This window comes from Pseudomonas parafulva (genome assembly GCF_000800255.1).
Classification (GTDB): Bacteria; Pseudomonadota; Gammaproteobacteria; order Pseudomonadales; family Pseudomonadaceae; genus Aquipseudomonas; species Aquipseudomonas boreofloridensis.
The window spans coordinates 273,450-298,017 of record NZ_CP009747.1; the positions used below are offsets into that span (position 1 = coordinate 273,450).

The 24,568-nt window shown below is 64.2% G+C and carries 21 protein-coding genes; 5 read left to right on the plus strand and 16 right to left on the minus strand.

Annotation, left to right across the window (positions count from 1 at the left end; all coding sequences use genetic code 11):
- Positions 1-66: 66 nt before the first annotated feature.
- The 4 genes from NJ69_RS01160 to NJ69_RS01175 form a co-directional block, all read right to left on the minus strand.
- Positions 67-1,146: a polyamine ABC transporter substrate-binding protein gene (locus NJ69_RS01160; RefSeq protein ID WP_039575535.1), complete on the minus strand. Its 1,080-nt coding sequence runs from the start codon at positions 1,144-1,146 to the stop codon at positions 67-69.
- Positions 1,147-1,202: 56 nt separating this feature from the next.
- Entirely contained in the window at positions 1,203-1,544 is a 342-nt protein-coding gene (locus NJ69_RS01165) for a cupin domain-containing protein (protein ID WP_039575538.1), read from the minus strand.
- 33 nt (positions 1,545-1,577) lie between these two features.
- Positions 1,578-2,984 carry an NAD(P)/FAD-dependent oxidoreductase gene (locus NJ69_RS01170; protein WP_039575540.1) on the minus strand — a complete coding sequence of 469 codons (1,407 nt, stop codon included), beginning with the start codon at positions 2,982-2,984 and terminating at the stop codon, positions 1,578-1,580.
- A gap of 67 nt (positions 2,985-3,051) precedes the next feature.
- Entirely contained in the window at positions 3,052-3,876 is an 825-nt protein-coding gene (locus NJ69_RS01175; RefSeq protein ID WP_205419304.1) for a helix-turn-helix domain-containing protein, read from the minus strand.
- 228 nt (positions 3,877-4,104) lie between these two features.
- Here NJ69_RS01175 and NJ69_RS01180 point away from each other — a divergent pair, with 228 nt between their 5' ends.
- Entirely contained in the window at positions 4,105-5,040 is a 936-nt protein-coding gene (locus NJ69_RS01180; protein WP_039575542.1) for a hypothetical protein, read from the plus strand.
- Between the two features lie 245 nt (positions 5,041-5,285).
- Here the strand turns inward: NJ69_RS01180 and NJ69_RS01185 are convergent, their stop codons facing one another.
- From NJ69_RS01185 to NJ69_RS01225, 9 genes are all read right to left on the minus strand, one after another.
- Positions 5,286-6,254: a peptide ABC transporter ATP-binding protein gene (locus NJ69_RS01185; protein WP_029613625.1), complete on the minus strand. Its 969-nt coding sequence runs from the start codon at positions 6,252-6,254 to the stop codon at positions 5,286-5,288.
- Positions 6,254-7,222 (minus strand): ABC transporter ATP-binding protein, encoded by a 969-nt coding sequence (locus NJ69_RS01190; protein WP_039575545.1) that lies wholly within the window; start codon positions 7,220-7,222, stop codon positions 6,254-6,256. Before NJ69_RS01190 ends, NJ69_RS01185 begins: the two co-directional genes overlap by 1 nt.
- A 10-nt stretch (positions 7,223-7,232) precedes the next feature.
- Positions 7,233-8,159 (minus strand): ABC transporter permease subunit, encoded by a 927-nt coding sequence (locus NJ69_RS01195; RefSeq protein ID WP_029613623.1) that lies wholly within the window; start codon positions 8,157-8,159, stop codon positions 7,233-7,235.
- A gap of 10 nt (positions 8,160-8,169) precedes the next feature.
- The gene (locus tag NJ69_RS01200; protein WP_039575547.1) at positions 8,170-9,180 is read right to left on the minus strand and encodes an ABC transporter permease subunit; all 1,011 of its coding nucleotides are present in this window, start codon (positions 9,178-9,180) and stop codon (positions 8,170-8,172) included.
- 73 nt (positions 9,181-9,253) lie between these two features.
- On the minus strand, positions 9,254-10,849 hold the full coding sequence (locus tag NJ69_RS01205; protein ID WP_039575550.1) for an ABC transporter substrate-binding protein: 1,596 nt from the start codon (positions 10,847-10,849) through the stop codon (positions 9,254-9,256).
- 68 nt (positions 10,850-10,917) lie between these two features.
- On the minus strand, positions 10,918-12,300 hold the full coding sequence (locus NJ69_RS01210) for an OprD family porin (RefSeq protein WP_029613621.1): 1,383 nt from the start codon (positions 12,298-12,300) through the stop codon (positions 10,918-10,920).
- A gap of 147 nt (positions 12,301-12,447) precedes the next feature.
- Positions 12,448-14,055: an ABC transporter substrate-binding protein gene (locus NJ69_RS01215; RefSeq protein WP_039575553.1), complete on the minus strand. Its 1,608-nt coding sequence runs from the start codon at positions 14,053-14,055 to the stop codon at positions 12,448-12,450.
- 200 nt (positions 14,056-14,255) lie between these two features.
- Entirely contained in the window at positions 14,256-15,884 is a 1,629-nt protein-coding gene (locus tag NJ69_RS01220; protein ID WP_029613620.1) for an ABC transporter substrate-binding protein, read from the minus strand.
- A gap of 366 nt (positions 15,885-16,250) precedes the next feature.
- The gene (locus tag NJ69_RS01225) at positions 16,251-16,967 is read right to left on the minus strand and encodes an SIMPL domain-containing protein (RefSeq protein WP_039575557.1); all 717 of its coding nucleotides are present in this window, start codon (positions 16,965-16,967) and stop codon (positions 16,251-16,253) included.
- 215 nt (positions 16,968-17,182) lie between these two features.
- Here NJ69_RS01225 and NJ69_RS01230 point away from each other — a divergent pair, with 215 nt between their 5' ends.
- From NJ69_RS01230 to NJ69_RS01245, 4 genes are all read left to right on the plus strand, one after another.
- On the plus strand, positions 17,183-18,442 hold the full coding sequence (locus NJ69_RS01230) for an ATP-binding protein (RefSeq protein ID WP_039575560.1): 1,260 nt from the start codon (positions 17,183-17,185) through the stop codon (positions 18,440-18,442).
- Positions 18,439-18,999: a response regulator transcription factor gene (locus NJ69_RS01235; RefSeq protein WP_029613619.1), complete on the plus strand. Its 561-nt coding sequence runs from the start codon at positions 18,439-18,441 to the stop codon at positions 18,997-18,999. Before NJ69_RS01230 ends, NJ69_RS01235 begins: the two co-directional genes overlap by 4 nt.
- Positions 19,000-19,181: 182 nt before the next feature.
- Positions 19,182-20,123, plus strand: coding sequence for an AEC family transporter (locus NJ69_RS01240; protein WP_039575563.1), 942 nt, complete (start codon positions 19,182-19,184; stop codon positions 20,121-20,123).
- A 52-nt stretch (positions 20,124-20,175) separates the two neighbouring features.
- Positions 20,176-21,537 carry an amino acid permease gene (locus tag NJ69_RS01245; RefSeq protein ID WP_039575564.1) on the plus strand — a complete coding sequence of 454 codons (1,362 nt, stop codon included), beginning with the start codon at positions 20,176-20,178 and terminating at the stop codon, positions 21,535-21,537.
- A gap of 18 nt (positions 21,538-21,555) precedes the next feature.
- On the opposite strand, the gene NJ69_RS01250 is transcribed toward NJ69_RS01245, so the two are convergent.
- From NJ69_RS01250 to gatB, 3 genes are all read right to left on the minus strand, one after another.
- A complete protein-coding gene (locus NJ69_RS01250; protein WP_039575567.1) occupies positions 21,556-22,599 on the minus strand; it encodes a calcium/sodium antiporter in 1,044 nt (347 codons plus the stop codon).
- 60 nt (positions 22,600-22,659) lie between these two features.
- Positions 22,660-23,037, minus strand: a complete 378-nt coding sequence (locus NJ69_RS01255) for a septal ring lytic transglycosylase RlpA family protein (protein WP_039575570.1) — start codon at positions 23,035-23,037, stop codon at positions 22,660-22,662.
- A gap of 77 nt (positions 23,038-23,114) precedes the next feature.
- Positions 23,115-24,560: an Asp-tRNA(Asn)/Glu-tRNA(Gln) amidotransferase subunit GatB gene (gatB, locus tag NJ69_RS01260; protein WP_039575572.1), complete on the minus strand. Its 1,446-nt coding sequence runs from the start codon at positions 24,558-24,560 to the stop codon at positions 23,115-23,117.
- Between the last annotated feature and the right edge of the window lie 8 nt (positions 24,561-24,568).

Sequence of the window (24,568 nt, forward strand, 5' to 3'; positions counted from 1 at the left end):
TAGCTTGCCGCTTGCCGCTTGCCGCTTGCCGCTTGCCGCTTGCCGCTTGCAACTAGCGGCAAGCCGCTAGTTGCCCGCTTTGACGCTGGTCCAGATGCGGGTGCGCAGGCGATCGATCTTGGCGGGCATCGCTTCTAGGGCGAACAGTTTGTTCATCACATCGTCGCTGGGATAGATCATGGTGTTGTGCTTGAGCGCCGGATCGACCAAGGCGTCGGCCTTGGCATTGCCGTTGGCGTACTGCACGTAGTTACTGATGTTGGCCATCACCTCAGGCTCGAGCAGATAGTTCATGTAGGCGTAGCCGGCCTTCTCGTCCGGGGCGTCGGCGGGCATGGCGACCATGTCGAACCACAGCGGCGCACCTTCCTTCGGGATCGAGTAGCCCACCTTGACCCCATTCTTCGCTTCCTCGGCGCGGTTCTTGGCCTGCAATACATCGCCCGAGAAACCCACCACCACGCACACATCGCCATTGGCCAGGTCGCCTGTGTACTTGGACGAATGGAAGTAACTGATGTACGGACGAGCCTTCATCAGCAGCGCCTTGGCTTTCTCGTAATCCTCGGGTTTCTGGCTGTGGTGCGGCAGGCCCAGGTAGTTCAGGGCGATGGGCAGCAGCTCCGGACCATTGTCCAGCACCGCCACGCCGCAGCTCTTGAGCTTGCTCAGGTACTCGGGCTTGAAGATCAGGTCCCAGGAATCCACCGGCGCGTCGGCGCCCAGCGCGGCCTTGACCTTGTCGATGTTGTAACCGATGCCGGTGCTGCCCCACAGGTAGGGGAAACCATATTGGTTACCCGGATCGTTCACCTCGAGCACCTTGAGCAGGCGCGGGTCGAGGTTCTGCCAGTTCGGCAACTGGCTTTTGTCGAGCTTCTTCAGCGCCTTGCCCTGGATCTGCCGCGCCATGAAGTGGTTGGAGGGAAACACCACGTCGTAACCGGAGTTGCCGGTCATCAGCTTGCCATCGAGGGTCTCGTTGCTGTCGTAGACGTCGTAGGTGGGGGCGATGCCGGTGGCCTTCTGGAAATTCTTCAGCGTGTCGGGCGCGACGTAGCTCGACCAGTTGTAGATCTTCACCGAGTCGGCGGCGCAGGCCACGCCGGCCGCCAGCATCAGGGGAGCGATGAGAAGTGTGCGCATGTCCGGTTTACCTTGCTGAGTTTGTTGTTGTCGAGGAGCGGCAGGCGATCAGCGGATCAGAAAATCAACACATAGGTCTTGCGCACGGTTTCCTGAATGTCCCAGGTACCGGTGCTGTTGGCCGGTAGCATCAGGGCGTCTCCGGCTTCGATGAGCAGCGGCTCGCCACCGTCTGGCGTGAAGGTGCAGCGACCCTTGATGAAGTGGCAGAACTCCTGTTGCACGATCTGCCGGCGCCAGCGGCCTGGGGTGCACTCCCAGATGCCGGTTTCGACGCCGTCGCTGCGCTCGACGCAGGTCACCGAGGTCACGGCAACGGGTTCGCCAAGGGGCACGGCGACCGGGTTGGAAGTCTCCAGGATGGCGCGTTCTGTGTCTTTGAACTGGGTGATGCTCATGACGGCGGATTCTCGTGTGGGAGTGGGTGAAACTCAGTGCATGAAACCTTCCATGAAGTCGGCCAGGCCACTGGCCAGGTTGCGTCGCCAGGCCGGGCTGGCCGGGTCGGCGAGAACGCGGTCTTCATGGACGAAACTGCGAATGATGGCGTTGTAGCCCAGCCAGCGGCAGGGCTCGGGCGGCCAACTGGCCAGGCTCGACAGCGGCCGGTTGTCGTGCACCCAGGGCTGGGCGGTCAGTACGTTCTGCTGGCCGAGGATCAAGGCCGCCAGCGTGCGTCCGCCGAGGTTGGTGGCGCCGACGCCTTCGCCGCCATAGCCGCCCGATAGCGCCAGGCCGCGTTGACGGTCACACAGCATATGCGGGCGGAAACGCCGCGCCATGCCCAGGTTGCCGCCCCAGGAATGGGTGATGCGCACGTGCTTCAGGTGCGGGAAGAGTTCGCCGAACAGGTAGCGGCGCAACTCGATTTCGGCGTCGGTGAGATTGAAGTCTTCGCGCAGGCGACCGCCGAAGCGGTAGCCGCCGCGGGCGCCGAATACCAGGCGGTTGTCGAGGGTGCGCTGGCCGTAGGTGACCTGACGGCTGCCTTCGCTGAAGGCCTGGCCCTGGCTGAGGCCGATCTGCTCCCAGGCGGAGTCGGGCAGCGGCTCAGTGGCCACCAGCAGACTCTGCACGGGCAGTTGATGCCGCCCCAGCGGTGGCAAGCTGGCTGCGTAGCCTTCCACCGCAGGCACCACCCACTGGCAGCGCACCTTGGCCTGGGCGCTGCGCACCTCGCCACTCTGCCAATCGAGGGCCGGGGTGTTTTCGTAGATCGCCACGCCCAGACCCTCCACCACCCGTGCCAGGCCCCGCACCAGCTTGGCCGGCTGAATGGTCGCCACATGCGGGCTGAAGATTGCGCCATAGGCATTGCTGACCCGCAGTTGTCCGGCCAGTGCCTCGGGCGTGAGCCAGCGGTAGTCGTCCTCGTTCATGCCTTGGCGGTACAGGTCGTCCAGGTAGGCACGCAGGCTACGCTCCTGCTCCGGGTAACGGGCCGCGCAGTAAATGACTCCACCCTTGCGGTAATCGCAGTCGATGCCTTCGCGCTGTAACACACGCTGCACTTCGTCGGGAATGTCGTGCAGCAGGTCGATGCTGTCGCGGCGCTGTAGCGGGGACAGTGTGGCGAGCAGACGATCCTCACCCAGCAGGTTGCCCATCAGCCAACCGCCGTTACGACCGGATGCACCGAAACCGGCCGTGTTCGCTTCAAGGATGGCGATGCGCAGGTGCGGGGCCTGGCGCTTGAGGTAATAGGCTGTCCACAGCCCGGTGTAGCCGGCGCCGATGATGCACACGTCGACATCGATGTCTTGGGCGAGGGACGGTCGCGCGTCCAGAGGCTCGTCGAGCTGGTCCATCCACAGGCTGATCGTGCGCCAGGCTTGCATCGAGTACGGCTCCCGGAAAAAAAGGTTGGGTTGTGCTCGATGCTAGTGGCAGGTCCGCTCCGCTGTCTTACGTGCGTGCACGCAGAGAAATCTGCTTCACGTACGCCTTGGGAGACAGGCCGGTCTGTTCGCGAAAGCATTTGTAGAAGGCCGAGAGCGAGTTGAAGCCGGCACTGAACGCCAGTTCGTCGACCGGCGTCTGGATGTCGGTATCGCTGAGCTGAGCCAGCAGGTGCTGGAGCCGCGCCTGATTGACGTAGCGATAGAAGCTCTGTCCCAGCACCTGATTGAACAGGTAGGAGATCTGGTTGCGGCTGTAGCCACTGTGCTGTGCGACCTGTTGCAGGTTGAGCTGCGGATCCAGATACGGCCGGCGCTGCTGGAAGTAGTGCTCCAGATCCTGCGCCATGGTGCTCAACTGACGCGGCGACAAACCGAGCCGGCTAGTGGCCGGACGCGTCCGCCCACCGTTGCCCACGCGCCCGTCCTGGCGCACCAGCGTGGCATATTCGTTGACCTGCCAGATCAGCCCGTCGCGCACGGTGATCGCCTCGCTGGACTGAAAGGCCACCAGCCCCTCACCGCCCTGGACCGTTACCTGGTATTGGATGAACGCCGTGCAGCCATCGACGCGAATGCGATCGCTGTGGACGATGTCTTCGCCCTGCTGGTGGGGCAGGCAGGCGGCCACGTACTCGCGCAGTTCGGCGTAGCCGAGCACGCGGTTCTGGAAGAAGTCGTGGTAACGCACCTGCGGGTGGTAGAGCGCCATCACCCCGTCCAGGTCGCGATGCTTCCAGCACAGGTGGTAGCGCAAGACGATCTGCGCAGTCAGCGGAGTCTGTTCGGGGCCGTCTATCAGCATGGGCGCGGTCATGGCGCGATAGTGCATCGTCGCTGTTCGACGGGCAAGCCCGGTGGCCGAGGTTGAGCGCATGGCACTGCATAACGCCCACCTGTTTTATCGGACTTCGGGCGTTTCGCACGATCCTAAGATTCGTCGATTCTGCAAGTCATTGATTTATGGCGAGGTTATTTTTTGACACATCTGGCACGGGCAGTGCACCGACCCTCGTGCAAACCAACGGAAGTTTTGCTCACCTTCATAAGGCGCCGAATCATGATAACCACTGCCGATCTGCCAACCGCTGTCTCCGAGGCCCCGAATCGCTCGGGCGTTTCCTGGGCCGCCATCTTCGCCGGTGCCGCTGCTGCGGCTGCCTTGTCACTGATCCTCATCATTCTGGGCGCAGGCCTGGGCTTCGCGGCCTCCTCGCCGTGGGCGAACGAGGGGGCCAGCGCAAAGGCATTGGGCATTTCCACCATCATCTGGCTGCTGATCACGCAGATCCTGGCCTCTGGCCTGGGTGGCTACATGGCCGGCCGTCTACGCGTGAAGTGGGCCAACTTGCACGGTGACGAAGTGTATTTCCGCGACACGGCGCATGGCTTCCTGTCCTGGGCTATCGCGACCCTGGTCACTGCCGTGCTGGTGGTGTCCTCGGCAGGCGGTCTGGCCAGTGCGGGCGCGTCGGCCGGTGCCGCCGCTGCTTCGGGCGCCGTGGCCAGCGTGTCGATGAGCGATGACAAGAGCAAGCCGTCCGGCGCCGCCGACCCGATGGGCTACTACGTCGATCGGTTGTTCCGCAGCGAAGGCCCGGTGGGTGTGAGCGAAGATGCTGCCAACGGCGTCGCCAGCCGCATTCTGCTGCGCGGCCTGGCTGCCGACAATGGCATGTCCGCCGAAGATCGTACCTACCTGGCGCAGATGGTTGCCCAGCGCACTCGTCTGACCCAGGCCGAAGCGCAATCGCGCGTCGAGCAGGTCTATGAGGAAGCGCGTCAGGATGCCGCCCAGGCCAAGCAGGCCGCTCAGCAAGCTGCCGACACTGCGGCCAAAGTAGCCGCCTGGACCGCCATCTGGACCTTCATCTCCCTGCTGTGCGGCGCCTTCTTCGCCAGCTTCGCCGCGTTGTTCGGCGGTCGTCTGCGTGACCGCGCACGCTGGATCGAAGAAGACCATCACGTTCATGCCTCGACCACCGTCGTGCGCTAATTCGCATTCACTACTGGAGAACTCATCATGCGCTCGATTCTGCTCTGGATGCTCGGCGTCCCAATTCCAGTGATCATCCTGATCGCGATCTTCATGCACTGATCCCACTTCTGGGGCTGCTGCCCAGCCCCATGACGACACAAGGCCGCCCTCACCGGTTTGCGCACAGTTGAAGTAGTGCGCATGACCGATGAGGGCGGCCTTGTGTCGTCATGGGGCGCTGACGCCCCCAGCGATAGCCTTCCTTACAAGAACTGCTCCGCGTAATGACACGCCACTTGCCGACTTCCCACCTGCCGGAACGCCGGTATCTCCTTGGCACACCGCTCCGTCGCATACGGACAGCGTTTGTGAAACGCGCAGCCATCCGGCGGATTCAGCGGATTGGGCAACTCGCCGGCGATGCGAATCTTCGGTTTGAGCGGATCGGGATGAATCGCCGGCGTCGCCGACAGCAGTGCCTGGGTATAGGGATGCAGGGGTTTGTCGTAGATATCGGCCTTCGGCCCCATCTCCGCCGGTCGCCCCAGGTACATCACCAGCACCTGATCGGCCACGTGCCGCACCACCGCCAGGTTGTGCGAAATGAACACATAGGCGGTGTTGAACTCCTGCTGCAGGTCCATGAACAGGTTCAGCACCTGCGCCTGGATCGACACGTCCAGCGCCGACGTGGGCTCGTCCGCCACCAACACCTTGGGTTGCAGCATCATCGCCCGGGCCAGGGCGATGCGCTGGCGCTGGCCGCCAGAGAACATGTGCGGGTAGCGTTGATAATGCTCGGGGCGCAGCCCCACCTGCTGCATCATCTGCTGCACCCGCTCGCGGCGCTCGGCGCGGCTGAGCGAGGTGTTGATCAACAGCGGCTCGGCCAACTGGTCGCCGATCTTCTGCCGAGGGTTGAGCGAGGCATAGGGGCTCTGGAAGACCATTTGCACGTCCCGGCGCAATTGCCGGCGCTGGGCCTTGTTGGCGCCGGCGACTTCGGTGCCGGCGATCTGCAGCGAGCCGGAGGACGGCTCTTCGATCAGGGTCAGGGCGCGCGCCAGGGTGGACTTGCCGCACCCGGACTCGCCGACCACGGCCAGCGTCTTGCCAGCCTCCAGTTCGAACGATACGCCATTGAGCGCACGCACCAGGGCATGGCCTTTGAACAGGCCACGGGACACTTCGTAATGACGGGTCAGTTCACGGGCAGACAGCACGACGCTCATCACGCCACCTCCTGGTTCAGCGGATAGAAGCAACGTGCCAGGCTGTGGGCCTGGGGATCGAGGGCCGGACGCTGGGCCCGGCAATTGTCACGCACGTAAGGGCAGCGCGGCGACAGCAGGCAGCCCTGCGGCCGGTCGTAGCGACCGGGCACGATGCCCGGCAGCGTCGCCAGGCGCTCGGCGCCCAGACTGTGCTCGGGAATCGCCGCCAGCAGCGCTTCGCTGTAGGGGTGGGCGGGCAGGTCGAACAGTTCCGGCACCTGACCCACCTCCACCGCTTGGCCGGCGTACATCACGCAGACGCGCTTGGCGGTCTCGGCGACCACCGCCAGGTCGTGGGTGATCAGAATCAGCGCCATGTTGCGCTCGCGCTGCAGGTTGACCAGCAGTTCCATGATCTGCGCCTGGATGGTCACATCCAGCGCGGTGGTCGGTTCGTCGGCGATCAGCAGCTTGGGCTCGCCGGCAATCGCCATGGCGATCGCCACGCGCTGGCTCATGCCGCCGGAGAGTTGGTGCGGGTAAGCGTCCAGGCGGCTTTCGGGCGCCGGAATCTCGACCTTCTGCAACAGCTCCAGGGCGCGCTGGCGGGCCGCTTTGCCTTTCAGGCCCAGGTGCTGGCGCAGCACTTCTTCGATCTGGTAGCCCACGGTGTAGCTGGGGTTCAGTGCGGTCATCGGGTCCTGGAAGACCATGGCGATGTCCTTGCCCACCACCTTGCGCCGCTGTCGGGCGCTGAGCCTGAGCATGTCGGTGCCGTCGAAGGTGAGCGCGTCGGCGGTGATGCGGCCGGGCGCTTCGATCAGCCCCATCAGGGCCATCATGGTCACCGACTTGCCCGAGCCGGACTCGCCGACGATGGCGAGAATCTCGCCGGCATCCACCACAAGGTCCAGGCCGTCGACCACGGGGACGGCATCGGCGTCGCCGAAGCGCACGTTGAGGTTGTTGATCTGCAACAGTGACATGGCGTTCTCCTCAGGCGGCGTTCTTGAGTTTCGGGTCCAGCGCATCGCGCAGGCCGTCGCCCATCAGGTTGATTGCCAAGACGCTGAGCAGGATCGTCAGGCCGGGCAGGCTCACCACCCACCAGGCGCGCTCGATATAGTCGCGCGCCGACGCCAGCATGGTTCCCCATTCCGGCGTTGGCGGTTGTACGCCCAGACCGAGGAAGCCCAGGGCCGCCGCGTCGAGGATCGCCGAGGAGAAGCTCAGGGTCGCCTGCACGATCAGCGGCGCCATGCAGTTGGGCAGCACGGTGACGAACATCAGGCGCGGCAGGCTGGCGCCGGCCAGGCGCGCGGCGGTGACGTAGTCGCGGTTCAGCTCGCCCATCACGGCGGCGCGGGTCAGGCGCACGTAGGACGGCAGCGAGACCACGGCGATGGCGATCACGGTGTTGATCAGGCCAGGGCCGAGGATGGCGACGATCGCCACGGCCAGCAGCAGCGATGGCAGCGCCAGCATCACGTCCATCAGGCGCATGATCGAAGGGCCAAGAAGACGCGGGAAGAAGCCGGCGAACAGGCCCAGCAGGATGCCTGGAATCAACGACATCACCACTGACGACAGGCCGATCAGCAGCGACAGCCTGGCGCCCTGGATCAGTCGCGAGAGCAGGTCGCGTCCCAGCTCGTCGGTGCCCAGCACGAACTGCCAGGTGCCGCCTTCGAGCCACACCGGCGGCGTCAGCAGGAAGTCGCGGTACTGCTCGCTGGGATTGTGCGGCGCGACCCAGGGGGCGAACAGCGCGCAGAACACGATCAGGCACATGAAGGCCAGGCCTGCCACTGCGCCTTTGTTGCGCGAGAAGGCTTGCCAGAACTCCTTGTAGGGGGAGGGGTAGAGTGCGCTGTGGTCGGCGGCGGTAGCCGGCGTCGCAGCGTCGGAAATCGGATGAGACATGACGAGGTCCTCAGCGCTGATGACGGATACGGGGGTTGGCCAGGCCGTAGAGGATGTCCACCACGAAGTTGACCAGGATCACCAGGCAGGCGATGAGCAGGATACCGTTCTGCACCACGGGGTAGTCGCGGGCGCCGATGGCTTCGATCAGCCATTTGCCGATGCCCGGCCAGGAGAAGATAGTCTCGGTGAGCACCGCTCCAGCCAGCAAGGTGCCGACCTGCAGGCCGAACACGGTCAGCACCGGGATCAGCGCGTTGCGCAGGCCGTGGATGAACACCACGCGGGATGGCGACAGGCCCTTGGCGCGGGCGGTGCGGATGTAGTCCTCGCGCAGCACTTCGAGCATCGAAGAGCGGGTCATGCGCGCGATCACCGCCAGCGGGATGGTGCCGAGCACGATGGACGGCAGGATCAGGTGCATCAGCGCGTCCTTGAACGCACCTTCTTCGTCGCTGAGCAGGGTGTCGATGAGCATGAAGCCGGTCTTCGGCTCGATGTCGTAGAGCAGGTCGATGCGCCCGGATACCGGGGTCCAGCCCAGGCTCACGGAGAAGAACATGATCAGGATCAGGCCCCACCAGAAGATCGGCATGGAGTAGCCGGCCAGGGAAATGCCCATCACCCCATGGTCGAACAGCGAGCCGCGCTTGAGCGCGGCGATCACCCCGGCGAGCAGGCCGAACACGCCGGCGAACAGCAGGGCGCACAAGGCCAGTTCGAGCGTGGCGGGGAACAGCGTGGTGAACTCGTTCCACACGCTCTCGCGGGTGCGCAGCGACTCACCCAGGTCACCCTGGGCGAGCTTGCCGATGTAGTCCAGGTACTGGGCAGGCAGCGGCTTGTTCAGGCCCAGGCGCTCCATGGCCTGGGCGTGCATCTCGGGGTCGACCCTGCGCTCGCCCATCATCACTTCCACCGGGTCGCCGGGGATCAGGCGTATGAGCGCGAAGGTCAGCAAGGTGATACCGAAAAAGGTCGGAATCAGCAGACCCAGGCGCCGGGCAATAAAACTCAACATCGTCGAAGGTACCTCGTCGGGCCGGTCAAGGCGGCCGCCGGCTGCGCGAGCAGGTCGGCGGCGGTCGTTTCTTCTACTTCACCTGGGTGGTGGCGAAGTTGTTATTGGTCAGGGGACTGATGACATAGCCCTCCACGTTCTGGCGCAGGGCCGTGAACATCTTCGGGTGGGCCATGGCGATCCACGGCAGGTCGGCATCGTACACCGCCAGGGCCTGGCGATAGAGCGCTGCACGCTGCTCATTGTCGATGATCAGACGGGCTTGGGTGATCAGCTCCTGGAACTTAGGGTTGCACCAGCGCGCATAGTTCTCTCCGCTCTTGGCCGCCTCGCAACTGAGCATGGGGCCGAGGAAGTTGTCCGGGTCGCCGTTGTCGCCGGCCCAGCCGGCGGACACCAGGTCCGCTTCGCCTTTTTTCGCGCGGCGCAGCATCTCGGCCCACTCCATCACGCGGATGTCGAGCTTCAGGCCGATGTTGGCCAGGTCCGCCTGGAGCATTTCCGCCGACAGGCGCGGATTGGGGTTGGTCGGCCCGCCGCCGTTGCGGGTGAACAGGGTGAAGGTGGTGCCCTCGGGCACGCCGGCTTCCTTGAGCAAGGCGCGGGCCTTGTCCAGGTCGCGGGGCGGATTGCGGTTGTCGGTGTTGTAGCCGATCAGGGTCGGCGGGTAAGGATTGACCGCCACCAGCGCATTGCCTTTGCCGAACAGTTGATCGACATGGGTCTGGCGGTCGAAGGCGATGTTGATCGCCTGGCGCACGCGTACGTCGCTCAGGTACTTGTGCTCGGTATTGAGGGCGATGTAGCCGGTCACCAGGGCTTCGATCTCGGCCACTTTCAGCCTGGCATCGGTCTTGATGCCGGGTACGTCGTCAGGTTTGGGGTACAGGGCGATCTGACACTCGTTGGCGCGCAGTTTTTGCAGGCGCACGTTGTTGTCGGTGGCGATGGCGAACACCAGGGTTTCGCTCGGCGGCTTGCCGCGGAAGTAGTCCGGGTTGGCCTTGTAGCGGACCTGGGCGTCCTTGTTGTAGCGCTGGAAGACGAATGGGCCGGTGCCGATCGGCTTGCTGTTGAGCTCGCCGGTCTTGCCGGCCTTGAGCAATTGGTCGCCGTACTCGGCCGAGTAGATCGAGGTGAAGGCCATGGCCATGTCGCGCAGGAATGGCGCTTCGGGACGGGTGAGGGTGATGACCACGGTGTGGTCGTCGGTCTTGGTCACCGACTTGAGCAGGTCCTTGAAGGCCATGCTCTCGAAATAGGGGTAGCCGACGCTGGTCTTGTCGTGCCACGGGTGCGCGGGATCGAGCTGGCGGTTCAGGCTCCAGAGCACGTCGTCGGCGTTGAATTCACGGGTAGGGGTGAAGTAGTCAGTGCTGTGGAACTTCACGCCCTGGCGCAGGTGGAAGGTGTAGGTCAGGCCGTCGTCGCTGATCTCCCAGCGTTCGGCCAGGGCCGGCTCGATGTCGGTGGTGCCGGGCTTGAAATCGACCAGGCGATTGAACACCGTCTCGGCCGAGGCGTCGGCGGTGACCGCCGTGGTGTACTGGACGATGTCGAACCCTTCCGGGCTCGCCTCGGTGCACACCACCAGCGGCTTGGCCGCGAGCTGACCGGCGGCGCCGAGAATGATCGCTGCCAGGGCAGCGCGTAGCGGTAGCGAATGCATGGAACCTCCCTGCGTATGTCTTCAGCGTAGACCCCATGGCCCCGCGGGTCCGGGGCATGGGGTGCGGATCAGAGAATGTTGAATGGAATGGTGGTCACCACGCGGAACTCGTCCAGGCTGCCGTCGGCCTGGGCCTGGCTCGCCCGGTGCGCGGTGTAGGTGGCGCGGATGCTGGTGTCCTTCAGCGGGCCGCTCTGCACCGCGTAGCTGGTACCGAAGCCCCACTCGTAGTGGGTTTCGCCGTCCATGCCGCGCACGTCATAGGCGGTGCCCCGGTAGTGGGTGCCGTCGATGCCCCAGCCGCGCGCGTTGTACAGGTTGAATTTCAAGCCCGGCACGCCGTATTGCGCCATGTTCAGCACATAGGCGATCTGCAGCGATTTCTCGTTCGGGCCGTTGAAGTCCGACAGCAGCGAGTTGGCCAGGTAGATGCCATTGGTTTCGTGCAGGTAGTCGAAGTACTCGTTGCCGTTGACCTGCTGCCAGGACGCGGTGAGGGTATGGGCCTGGTGGGTGAGGCCGAGCGACAGGCTGTAGGTGTCGTTGTCGATCTCGCCCATCTTCTTGCTGCCGGTGTCCACCGTCTTGTAGTAGTTCAGGCCGGTGTTCAGGCTCAGCACCGAACTGTCGCCCAGCACGTGGCTGGCGCCGAAGTAGTACTGGTTCCAGAAGTCGTCCACGCGCGTGGCGTACAGGCTGGTGGTCAGGCTCTTGAACGGCTGGTAGCTCAGGCCCGCGGTGCTGGCGCGGTCGGTTTCCACGCCCAGGGCGCCGTATTCGCTGCGGAACTTGCTCAGGCTCTGTTCGGTACGCGGCGAGACGCGGTCGAAGGTGCCCAGGTCGAAGGTCAGGTTGTCGAACTCGGCGCTGTGCAGGGCCACGCCCTGGAAGCTGGAGGGCAGGGCGCGGTTGCCGATGTAGGCGATCATCGGCGTGTCCAGCGACTGGCGGCCGACGGTCAGGGTGGTGTTGGAGATGCGCGCCTTGACGTTGGCCAGGCCCGCCTTGCTCCACTGGTCGACCGGATCGCCGTCGCTGTGGGTCAGGGTGCGGTTGTTCGGCCCGGCGATGGATTCGCGGTCGCGCAGCAGGGCGACGGCGTTGTAGGCCGCCACTTCGGTGGCGAAGCCGATGGTGCCCTGGGTGAAGCCGGAGCTGTAGTTGAGGATGGTGCCCTGCACCCAGTTCTCGCGGCTGTGGGTGTCGTGGCGGGTGCCGTCGCTCTTGTAGTAGCGCCACAGCGGGCCGCGCGCGGCGTGTTCGCGGGCGTACCAGTTGCGCGTGCTGCCGCTCAGGCTCTGGCCTTCGAAGAAGCCGGTGGCCTGCGCCTGGTCGCTGGCGGACTTGAGCGTGATGGGCATGTAGTCCTGGCTGGCGGGTTCGGCCTGGGCGAAGGCGCAGAAGGCGCCGACGGACAAGGCCAGTGCAGTGGTGCTGGTTCGTATCGACATGAAAGCTCCCTTTCTCTTTTCTAGTTATCAGCCGGCCTCAGGGGCCAGTGTTGTCACGGTGTTGCGGGTATCTGCCTGGGGTCGCCGGGCAAATTCGGGCTGCACGGGTTCGCGGACGTGCGTGGCACGCCCGGATCCGTGATGGCGTCAATCGATGCCGACGTCGGAAAAAACGTTGCGGCCGAAGGGGCTGACCTTGAAGTCCTTGACGCGCAGGCTCAGCGGCTGGTTGACCGTGGAGTGCGCCACGGGCGTGATCGGCACCTGGGCCTTGAGGCGGCGCTGGGCCTGCTGGTACAGCTCGGTGCGCTGGGCGCGGTCGGTGACCTGCTTGGCTTTCTTGACCAGCGCGTCGTAGGGCTGGTCGCACCACTGCGAGTAGTTGTTGCTGCCGATGGCGTCGCAACTGAACAGGGTGCCGAGCCAGTTGTCCGGATCGCCGTTGTCGCCGGTCCAGCCGATCAGGGCGATGTCGTGCTCGCCATTCTTCATGCGCTTGAGGTACTCGCCCCATTCGTAGCTGACGATGCGGACCTTGAAACCGAGCGCGCCCCAGTCGGCCTGGAGCATCTGCGCCATGAGCTTGGCGTTGGGGTTGTAGGGACGTTGTACCGGCATGGCCCACAGGGTGATCTCGGTCCCCGGCTTGACCCCGGCCTGCTCCAGCAGTTGCTTGGCCTTGGCCGGATCGAAGGGGGCGTCCTTGATGCTGCTGTCGTAGGACCACTGGGTGGGCGGCATGGCGTTGACGGCCGCTTGGCCAGCGTCCTGGTACACCGCATCGATGATCGCCGCCTTGTTCACCGCCATGTCCAGTGCCTGGCGGACTTCCAGTCGGTCGAAGGGCGGGTGCTTGATGTTGTAGGCGATGTAGCCGAGGTTGAAGCCCGGTTGCGAGAGCACTTTCAGCTTGGCGTCCTGCTTGAGCGCCGGCAGGTCGGCCGGGCGGGGGTGCAGGGTGATCTGGCATTCGCCGCGGCGCAGTTTCTGGATGCGCACGGAAGGGTCGATGTTGATCGAGAACACCAGGATGTCCAGCTTGACCCGGTCCGGCGCCCAGTAGTCCTTGTTGCCCTTGTAGCGAATCTGCGCATCCTTCTGGTAGCGCTGGAACACGAACGGGCCGGTGCCGATGGGTTGCTGGTTGATGTCGCTGGCCTTGCCGCTGGCCAGCAGGCGGTCGGCGTATTCGGCGGACAGGATCGAGGCGAAGGCCATGGCGATGTTCTGGATGAACGCAGCATCGACCGTGTTCAGGGTGAACACCACGGTCATCGGGTCACGCTTCTCGACTTTGGCGATGTTCTTGTCCAGGCCCATGCTGACGAAGTAGGGGAACTCGGTGGGGTAGGCCTTACGGAACGGATGATCGCGATCGAGCATGCGCTGGAAGGTGAACAGCACGTCCTCGGCGTTGAGGTCGCGGGTTGGTGTGAACGCCTTGTTGCTGTGGAACTTGACCCCGGGGCGCAGGTGGAAGGTGTAGGTCAGGCCGTCGTCGGACACCTGCCAGTCGGTGGCCAGGCCCGGCTGCACGGCGGTGCCTCCGCGCTCGAACTCCACCAGGCGGTTGTAGATCGGCTCGGCGGCATCGTTGTCGGTGGCCGAGGTGAACTGCGCGGTGTCGAAGCCCGCCGGACTGCCTTCGGAGCAGAACACCAGGTTGTTGGCGGCGGCGCTGACCTGGTTCATCAAGCCCAGGCCCAGGGCGGCGCCCAGCAGTGTGGTACGGCGTAGGGCAATCCTTTTGCTCATCGGTACATCCTCATCAGTGCGTTGCCGTGCGCCGGACGTGCGGCAACAGAATTCCGTTCCTGGCCGTAGCAGTGGCAGGAAAACGAATCACGGGTGTGGTATCGCTGACGGTGCGGTGTGGCTTCAGGCAGATGGCCGGGCGTGGCCGTCGCACTGCCTGGAATACGCCAGCCCTCTGCGCACAGAGGGCTGGCGCTGCCTCACTTCTCCACGCTCACCCCATAGAAGGCGTTCAGGGCGAATGGACTGATCTTGAAGTCCTGCACCTTGATGCTCATGGGTTGATAGACGGTGGAGTGGGCGATGGGCGTGTAGGGCACCTGTTCCTTGAGGATGTGCTGCGCCTGCTTGTACAGCTCGGTGCGCTTGGCCTGGTCGGAGGTGGCCTTGGCTTGCTTGATGAGGTCGTCGTAGGGCTTGTAGCACCACTTGGAGAAGTTGTTGCCTTCCAGGGCGTCGCAGCCGAACAGGGTGCCGAGCCAGTTGTCCGGGTCACCGTTGTCGCCGCTCCAGCCGATCAGCATGGCGCCGTTTTCGCCGCCCTTGGAGCGCTTGATGTACTCGCCCCACTCGTAGGTGACGATCTTGGCCTTGATGCCGATCTTGGCCCAGTCCGATTGCAGCATCTCGGCCATCAGCTTGGCATTGGGGTTGTAGGGGCGTTGCACCGGCATGGCCCAGAGCGTGATTTCGGTGCCTTCCTTGACGCCGGCTTCCTTGAGCAGTTGCCGAGCCTTTTCCGGGTCGTAGGGGGCGTCCTTGATGGTGGTGTCGTAGGACCATTGCGTCGGCGGCATGGCATTGACCGCCAGCTGCCCGGCGCCCTGATACACCGACTCGATGATCTGCGCCTTGTTCACCGCCATGTCCAGGGCCTGGCGAACCTTGAGCTGGGCCATGGGATTGGGCTCGTTGCTGCCCTTGATCTTGTCCATCACGTTGTAGGCGATGTAACCGAGGTTGAAGCCGGCCTGCTCAGGCATCTTCAGGTTCTTGTCGGCCTTGAGCGGCTGGATGTCGGCTGGGCGCGGGAACAGGGTGACCTGGCACTCGTTCTTCTTGAGCTTCTGCATGCGCACCGAGGCGTCGGTGGTGATGGCGAAGATCAGGTTGTCGACCTTCACGTCCTCGGGCTTCCAGTAGTCCTTGTTGCCCTTGTAGCGGATCTGCGCGTCTTTCTGGTACTTGCTGAACACGAACGGCCCGGTGCCGATCGGCTTTTGGTTGATGTCGGGCGCTTTGCCTTGCTTGAGCAACTGCTCGGCGTACTCGGCGGACTGGATCGAGGCGAAGCTCATGGCCAGGTTCTGGATGAAGGCGGCGTCCACTGTGTTCAGGGTGAAGCGCACGGTATGGTCGTCGAGCTTCTCCAGCTTGGCGATGTTCTTGTCCATGCCCATGTCGGTGAAGTACGGGAACTCGGTGGGGTACGCCTTGCGGAACGGCATGTCCTTGTCGAGCATGCGGTTGAAGGTGAACAGCACGTCGTCGGCGTTGAATTCACGGCTGGGCTTGAAGTAGTCGGTGGTGTGGAACTTGACCCCTTCGCGCAGGTGGAAGGTGTAGGTCTTGCCGTCTTCGGAAACGTCCCAAGTGGTAGCCAGGCCTGGAATGACGGCGGTGCCGCCACGCTCGAACTGGGTCAGGCGGTTGAACAGCGGTTCGGCCGAGGCGTCGAAGTCGGTTCCGGTGGTGTACTGGCCGGGGTCGAAACCGGCGGGACTGCCCTCGGAGCAGAACACCAGGTTGGATGCGGCGAGCGCGGTGGGCGCTGCACCAGCCAGCAGGCCTGCGCCTACCAGAAACGGAATGACTGCGTGTTTGAGCATGGTGGCCTCATTGTTGTCATTTTTTGAGTTGAGGCGGCCTCGTGAGCCGACCTGCGGATACTTATGCAGGGGCTATACCCATTGCAACACTCAACAGGATGGCCGGTCCCGGAAAGGTGGCACGGGCGTACATGGATGTCGCATTGTTGTAACTTTTGCCGTGGTTGAACGTTTGCGCAACAAAAAAACCGGCATTTTGCGACATGTTTCGGCGGGAATGGGGATGTAGGATGCGCGCTCTACGTGCGTAGGGGCATTCGGATGGGTAGTGATGGGGCGGGGTAAGAGCAGGTTGATGTTGGCTGTGGGCGTCAAACGATCGGGGCCGCAATGCGGCCCCGAGGTTGCGTTGAGTGCACGCCCAGGTCAGGGCATTTGCACTTCGATCAGGCCATCGGCATTCATGCTGACTTCGCTGGTGCCCGCCTCGACGTCAGGCGAAGGGGCGGCCTCGTCGGCGGCCATGGCCTTCATTGCCATCGGCGCGCTGCGCAGGTAGGGGCGCGGGTAGCCACTGCTGTTGAGGTTGAGGTTGACCACCTTGTAGCCGCTGCCGCCGAGCGCTTCGGTGGCCAACTGGGCGCGGGCCTTGAAGGCGTTGACCGCCTCCTTGAGCAGTTCGTCTTCGCTGGCCTTACGCGTGGCCGGGGCGATGGAGAAGTCCATGCCACCCATTTTCAGGGTTTGCAGCAGATCGCCGGTGAGCTTGGACAGGGCCGGGAAGTCCGCGCTTTCCAGGCGCAACTCGGCGCGTTCGCGCCAGCCGGTGATCTTCTGACCTTTGTTGTCGTAGATCGGGTAGCTGTTGCGGCTGCCCTGGCTGATCTTCACCTCTTTGACGTCGCGCGCCTGCTGCACGGCCTTGTTCATGGTTTCGGTGATCTGCTTGGCGAGCTTGCCCGGATCGTTGTCCTGCGCTTCGCTGTAGAGGGTGACGACCATTAGGTCGCGGGCCACTTCCTTGCTGACTTCGGCGCGCAGCGAGACCTGGTTGTAACGCGGCTCGTCGGCGGCGAAGGCCGGCAGGCTGGCGAACAGGCCACAGGACAGGGCGAACGCGGCGCTGCAACGGGAAATCTGCATGTATCACTCCTTGGATGGAAGGCGCGGGGAACAGTCGCGTCCCGCATGGCCGTTCAGACTGAAAAAGCGGGCAGTGGGTTCAACGATGCCATCACGACTTTGTGACAGAGTATGGCACGCGCGAAACCTGTGGCGGTTTGCCGCATGGCTGCAGGCCAGTGCCTGGCTTCGGTATACTCCAGCCGATTGTCCTGGAGCACTCATCAGGAGAGCTCATGCTCGCCCCCGCACATCCGATGTCCGCCACGCGTCAGAACCTCTGGCGCCTGACCATCATCCGTATTCTGGTTCTGGCTGCCCAGGCAGGTTCCGTGGGCGTCGCCTACTGGACCGAGCTGCTGCCGCTGCCGTGGTTTTCACTGGCCGCCACCCTGGCCTTGTCGTCCCTGCTGTGTGCCTTCACCGCCCTGCGCCTGCGCCTGACCTTACCGGTGACCGAGCTCGAGTATGCCCTGCAATTGGCCTGCGACCTGCTCATCCACAGTGCCCTGCTGTACTACTCCGGTGGCTCGACCAACCCCTTCGTGTCCTATTACCTGGTGCCGTTGGCGATCGCGGCGGTGACCCTGCCGTGGATCTATTCGCTGCTGCTGTCGGGCATCGCGCTGGTCGCCTACAGCCTGCTGCTGGTGCAGTTCTATCCACTGGAAACGCTGCCGCTGGCGCGCGACACCATGCAGGTCTACGGCATGTGGCTGAGCATTGCCCTGGCGGCTGCGGTGATCACCTTCTTTGCCGCGCGCATGGCCGAGGAGTTGCGTCGACAGGAGCAATTGCGTGCCGAGCGCCGCGAAGACAGCCTGCGCGACGAGCAGTTGCTGGCCGTGGCCACCCAGGCGGCCGGCGCTGCCCATGAATTGGGTACGCCGCTGGCGACCATGAGCGTGCTGATCAACGAGATGCGCCAGGACCACAGCGATGCGCAGTTGCAGGAAGACCTCGCGGTGCTCCAGGACCAGGTCAAGCTGTGCAAGCAGACCCTGCAGCAATTGGTGCGCGCCGCCGAAGCCAATCGGCGCATGAACGTGCCCGAGCAGGAGGTGACGGCCTGGCTCGACGAGGCGCTCAACCGCTGGCACCTGATGCGTCCTGAGGCCAGCTACCGCTTCCAGCGCCTGCGCGACGGTCAGGTGCCTTCGCTGACGCCGCCTCCGGACTTGACCCAGGCGCTGCTCAACCTGTTGAACAACGCCGCCGATGCCTGCCCGGACGATCTGGAAGTGCGCCTGGACTGGGACGCCCAGGACATCCTGATCAGCATTCGCGACCATGGCCCCGGCGTGCCGGTGGCCATTGCCGAGGCGATTGGCAAACCCTTCTTTACCACCAAGGGCAAAGGCTTCGGCCTGGGCCTGTTCCTGAGCAAGGCCAGCGTGACCCGCGCGGGGGGCTCGGTGAAACTCTACAGTCATGAAGAGGGCGGCACCCTGACCGAGCTGCGCCTGCCCCATGGCACGCGAGGAGATGAACGATGAGCGACGAGAACCAGATCGAAAGCGAAGAGCTGCCGCACCTGCTGCTGGTGGATGACGACGCCACTTTCACCCGCGTCATGGCGCGCGCCATGAGCCGCCGCGGCTTTCGCGTGAGCACCGCGTCCAGTGCCGAGGCCGGGTTGGAACTGGCCCTGCAGGACCTGCCCGACTACGCCACGCTGGACCTGAAAATGGACGGCGATTCGGGCCTGGTGCTGCTGCCCAAGTTGCTGGAGCTGGACCCGGAAATGCGCGTGCTGATCCTGACCGGTTATTCCAGCATCGCCACGGCGGTAGAGGCGATCAAGCGCGGTGCCTGCAATTACCTGTGCAAGCCGGCCGACGCCGACGACGTGTTGGCGGCGCTGCTGTCCGAGCATGCCGACCTGGACACCTTGGTGCCGGAAAACCCGATGTCGGTTGATCGCCTGCAGTGGGAGCACATCCAGCGCGTGCTGGCCGAGCACGAGGGCAACATCTCGGCGACGGCGCGGGCGCTGGGCATGCACCGACGCACCTTGCAGCGCAAGTTGCAGAAGCGCCCTGTGCGCCGCTGAGGCTGCCTTCTGGCCCGATGGGTGCAGCCCGCCAGGACTGCGCCAACCGGGCCCATTCTGCGCAGGTCAGATCTGCCAATCTGACAGAAGTTTCTTTCCTACAGCCCCGCGATCCCCGCAAATACCGGCCGTTGGCGTATCATCAGCGCCCTAAACGGCAAACCCCTTCCAGGATCGTGGCAATGCTCGCCCTTCTCATTCAGACGCTGAACATCACGGCACCGGTCTTCGCCATGCTGTTCCTGGGCGTGCTGCTCAGACGCATCCACCTGATCGACGACAACTTCATCAAAGTCGCCTCATCGCTGGTGTTCAATGCCTGCATGCCGGCGCTGTTGTTCCTGGGCATCTATCACGCCGACCTGTCTTCGGCGGTCAAGCCCGGCGTCATCCTCTACTTCATCGTCGCCACCTTGCTCGGCTTCGGCCTGTCCTGGGGACTGGCGATCTGGCGCAGCCCGCCTGCGGATCGTGGCATCTATACCCAGGGCGCCTTTCGCGGTAACAACGGGGTGATCGGCCTGGCGCTGGCCGCCAGCCTGTATGGCGACTACGGTATCTCCCTCGGCGCGGTGCTGGCCGGGCTGGTGATCCTGATGTACAACTCGCTGTCGACCGTGGTGCTGGCGGTGTACAGCCCGAGCCTCAAGTCCGATCCGTGGAGCCTGTGCAAGAGCATCTTCAGCAACCCGTTGATCCTCAGCGTGCTGCTGGCCACGCCCATGGCCTACGCTCAGGTGCCGCTGCCGAACTGGCTGCTCACCTCCGGCGACTACCTGGCGCAGATGACCCTGCCACTGGCGCTGATCTGCATCGGCGGCACCTTGTCGCTGGCGGCGCTGCGCGACAGCGGCAAGCTGGCGGTGGATGCCAGCCTGGTGAAGATGGTCTGGCTGCCGCTGTTCGGTACGCTCGGTGCCTGGCTCTGCGGATTCCGCGGGGCTGAGTTGGGCATCCTGTTCCTCTACATTGGCAGCCCGACCGCTGCGGCCAGCTACGTCATGGCCCGTGCGGCCGGCGGCAACCATGAACTGGCCGCCTCGATCATCGTCATCACCACGTTGATGGCGGCGATCACCACCAATATCGGCATCTTCATCCTGCAGTGGGGCGGATGGATCTAGCCGTCGGCACCCTAGCCTCAATCACAAGAACTTCGCCATCAAAGGACACTTCATGCAAGACCAGAGCACGCCCGAGGGGTTGCAACGCGGGCTGAAGAACCGCCATATCCAGCTGATCGCGTTGGGCGGTGCCATCGGTACCGGCCTGTTCCTGGGTATCGCCCAGACCATCCAGTTGGCTGGCCCTTCGGTGCTGCTGGGTTATGCGATCGCCGGGCTGATGGCCTTCCTGATCATGCGCCAGCTCGGCGAAATGGTGGTCGAGGAGCCGGTGGCCGGTAGCTTCAGCCACTTCGCCCATCGCTACTGGAGCGAGTTCGCAGGTTTCGTCTCCGGATGGAACTACTGGGTGGTCTACGTGCTGGTCGGCATGGCCGAACTGACGGCGGTGGGCATCTACGTGCAGTACTGGTGGCCCACGTTTCCGACCTGGGCCACGGCGGCGATCTTCTTCGTGGTGATCAACGCCATCAACCTGACCCAGGTGAAGGTCTATGGCGAGATGGAGTTCTGGTTCGCGCTGGTCAAGGTCGTGGCCATCGTCAGCATGATCGGCTTCGGTGCCTGGTTGCTGAGTACCGGGCATGGCGGCCCGGATGCCAGCGTGGCCAACCTGTGGCAGTACGGCGGATTTTTCCCCAACGGCATCACCGGATTGGTGATGGCGCTGGCGGTGATCATGTTTTCCTTCGGCGGCCTGGAGCTGGTCGGCATCACCGCTGCCGAAGCGGACGACCCGCGGCGCAGCATTCCCAAGGCGACCAATCAGGTGGTCTACCGCATCCTGATCTTCTACATCGGTGCCCTGGCCGTGCTGCTGGCGCTGTACCCGTGGCAGAAGGTGGTGCAGGGCGGTAGCCCGTTCGTGATGATCTTCCACGCGCTGGACAGCGATGTGGTGGCGACCGTGCTCAACGTCGTGGTGCTCACCGCGGCGCTGTCGGTGTACAACAGCTGCGTCTACGCCAACAGCCGCATGCTGTTCGGCCTGGCCAGCCAAGGCGACGCGCCGCGTCAACTGCTCACCGTCAATCGACGCGGCGTGCCGCTGGTGGCGCTGGGCGTTTCGGCGCTGGCCACTGGCCTGTGCGTGGTCATCAACTACGTGATGCCGGGCGAAGCGTTCGGCTTGCTGATGGCCCTGGCGGTGTCGGCGCTGGTGATCAACTGGGCAAGCATCAGCATCACCCACCTGAAGTTCCGCAAGGCCAAGCAGGCGGCGGGCATCGTGCCGTTCTATCGCAGCCTGGGACACCCGTTGACCAACTACCTGTGCCTGGCCTTCATCGTGTTGATCCTGGTGGTGATGTACCTGACGCCGCCGGTGCGCATTTCGGTGCTGCTGATTCCCTTGTGGATCGCCGCGCTTTGGGTAGCGTTTCGCTTGAAGAAGCGCCGTCAGACCGGCGCCTGATCCTGCCGAGCGGGCTGCTCAGTGCTGTCGGCGCCAGGCGCGAACGGTGGTGTAGAGCAGCACGGCACCGAGCACCGGCAGCACATACAGCAGCATCAGTCGTTCCAGACGTTCGGCCAGCGGCAGGCCAGTGGTGAAGGCCACCACGTGCAGGCCGTAGGCCAGGTACAGCGCCAGGAACACCAGGCCCTCGGCGCGGGTGATGCGATAACCGGAATAGAACACCGGCAGGCTCAGCGCCGCGACGCCGAGCATGACTGGCAAGTCGAAGTCCAGGGCATTGGGCGAGATCGACAGCGGCTCGGGCGTGATCAGCGCCGTCAGGCCCAACACGCCCAGCAGGTTGAACAGATTGCTGCCGATCACGGTGCCCACCGCGATCTCGCGCTCCCCGCGCAAGGCGGCGATCAACGCCGCCGCCAGTTCCGGCAATGAGGTGCAGACCGCGACCACGGTCAAGCCGATGACGCGCTCCGACAGTCCCAGGTCGGTGGCGACCTCGACTGCCGCCTGCAACAACAGATGCCCGCCCAGGCTCAGCAATACCAGCCCACCGATCACCTGCAACAGCGCCAAGCTCCAGAAGCGTGCGGCGCTGCGATGGGCTGTGTCCGGGGCCGGATAGGTGCGCGCGTAGTGGCGTGACTGATGCCACAGCATGCCCAGGTAGCCGAGCAATCCCAACAGCAGCAACAGGCCTTCGAAACGGCCCAGCTCTGCGTTGGCGGCCAGCAGGTAGACCAGCGCACTGGCGGCGATCATCAGCGGAATGTCCAGGCGCACCAGTTGCCGCGAAACGCGCAGCGGGATGATCAGTGCGGCCAGACCGAGGATCACCAGGACATTGAAGATGTTGCTGCCGATCACGCTGCCGATTGCCACGTCAGGCGCGCCCTGGTAGGCGGCTTGCAGGCTGACGGTCAGTTGTGGCGCGGTGCTGCCGAAGGCGACCAGGCTCAGGCCGATGATCAGTGGCCTGACGTGCAGGCGCACCGCCAGGCGCAAGGCGGCGCGTACCAGCAGCTCGGCGCCGAGCACCAGCAGCACGAGGCCCAGGCCCAATTGCAGGAGGCTGAAGGTGGGAAGGGTGGCTAGGTCGAAAATGGTACAGCTCCCGTCAGGTCAGTCGCTCAATCCTTGTACCCGCACGCGCGCCGTTCCGCTACGCAGCATGCCGATTTTTTCAGCGGCAGCCCGGGATAGGTCGATGAGCCGGCCGCGGGTGTGCGGGCCGCGATCATTGATACGCACCACAACGCTGCGTTGGTTGGACAGATTGGTCACCAGCACCCGGCTGCCGAACGCCAGGGAGCGATGGGCGGCGGTCAGGCCATGCTGGTTGAAGGGTTCGCCGCTGGCGGTGCGGTTGCCGTGGTGGCGTGCACCGTAGTACGAGGCCGTGCCGGTTTCGTCATAGCCGCGCGGATCGATGGCGTGGTTGGCGCAGCCGCCGAGGACGGCGAGCACAGCGAGGGGCAGAAAACGGATGAACGAACGCATGGGTAGATCGGGTGCTCCGGTACTGGCAGGTCAGGCGCAGAACCTGCAGGAGCGGCGCGAAGCCGCTCCTGCGAAGGTCACCCTTCGAGCTTGGCCTTGAGCAGTTGGTTCACCTGCCCCGGGTTGGCCTTGCCCTTGGAGGCCTTCATGGCCTGGCCGACGAAGAAGCCGAACATCTTGCCGCGCTTGGCCTCATCGGCGGCGCGGTACTGCTCGACCTGTTCGGCGTTGGCGGCCAGCACGTCTTCGAGCATCTTGTCGATGGCACCGGTGTCGGTGACCTGTTTCAGGCCTTTGCTTTCGATGATGCCGTCGGCATCGCCTTCACCTGCAGCCATGGCCTCGAACACGGTCTTGGCGATCTTGCCGCTGATGGTGTTGTCGCGAATGCGCAGCAGCATGCCGCCGAGCTGTTCGGCGCTGACCGGCGACTGGTCGATCTCGACCCCCAGCTTGTTCAGCAGGCTGCCCAGCTCGACCATCACCCAGTTGGCCGCCAGCTTGGCGTCACCGCCGATCTTGGCCACCTGCTCGAAGTAGTCGGCCTGTTCGCGGCTGCTGGCCAGCACGTTGGCGTCGTACGGCGACAGGCCGTACTGGTTCTGGAAGCGCTCGACCTTTTGCGTCGGCAGCTCCGGCAGCGAGGCGCGAACGGTGTCGAGGAAGCTCGGCTCGATGACCACTGGCAGCAGGTCCGGATCGGGGAAGTAACGGTAGTCGTTGGCTTCCTCCTTGCTGCGCATGGAGCGCGTCTCGTCCTTGTTCGGGTCGTACAGGCGGGTTTCCTGGACTACCTTGCCGCCGTCCTCGATCAGGTCGATCTGGCGCTGGATCTCGCTGTTGATCGCCCGTTCGATGAAGCGGAAGGAGTTGACGTTCTTGATCTCGCAGCGAGTGCCGAACTCGGCCTGGCCTTTCGGGCGAATCGACACGTTGCAGTCGCAGCGCAGCGAACCTTCGGCCATGTTGCCGTCGCAGATGCCCAGGTAGCGCACCAGCGCATGGATGGCCTTGACGTAGGCCACCGCCTCCTTGGCGCTGCGCATGTCCGGCTCGGAGACGATCTCCAGCAGCGGCGTGCCGGCGCGGTTGAGGTCGATGCCGGTGGCGCCGTTGAAGTCTTCGTGCAGGCTCTTGCCCGCATCCTCTTCAAGGTGAGCGCGGGTGACGCCAATGCGCTTGAGCGTGCCGTCTTCCAGGGCGATGTCCAGATGGCCCTTGCCGACGATCGGCAGCTCCATCTGGCTGATCTGGTAGCCCTTGGGCAGGTCGGGGTAGAAGTAGTTCTTGCGCGCGAACACGTTGCGCGGTCCGATCTGGGCATCGATGGCCAGGCCGAACATGCACGCCATGCGCACTGCCTCCTGGTTCAGCACCGGCAGCACACCCGGCATGCCGAGGTCGACCAGGCTGGCCTGGGTGTTCGGCTCGGAGCCGAAGGTGGTGGCGCTGCCGGAGAAAATCTTCGACTGGGTGGCGAGCTGGGTATGAATCTCCAGCCCGATCACAACTTCCCATTGCATGTGTGAAT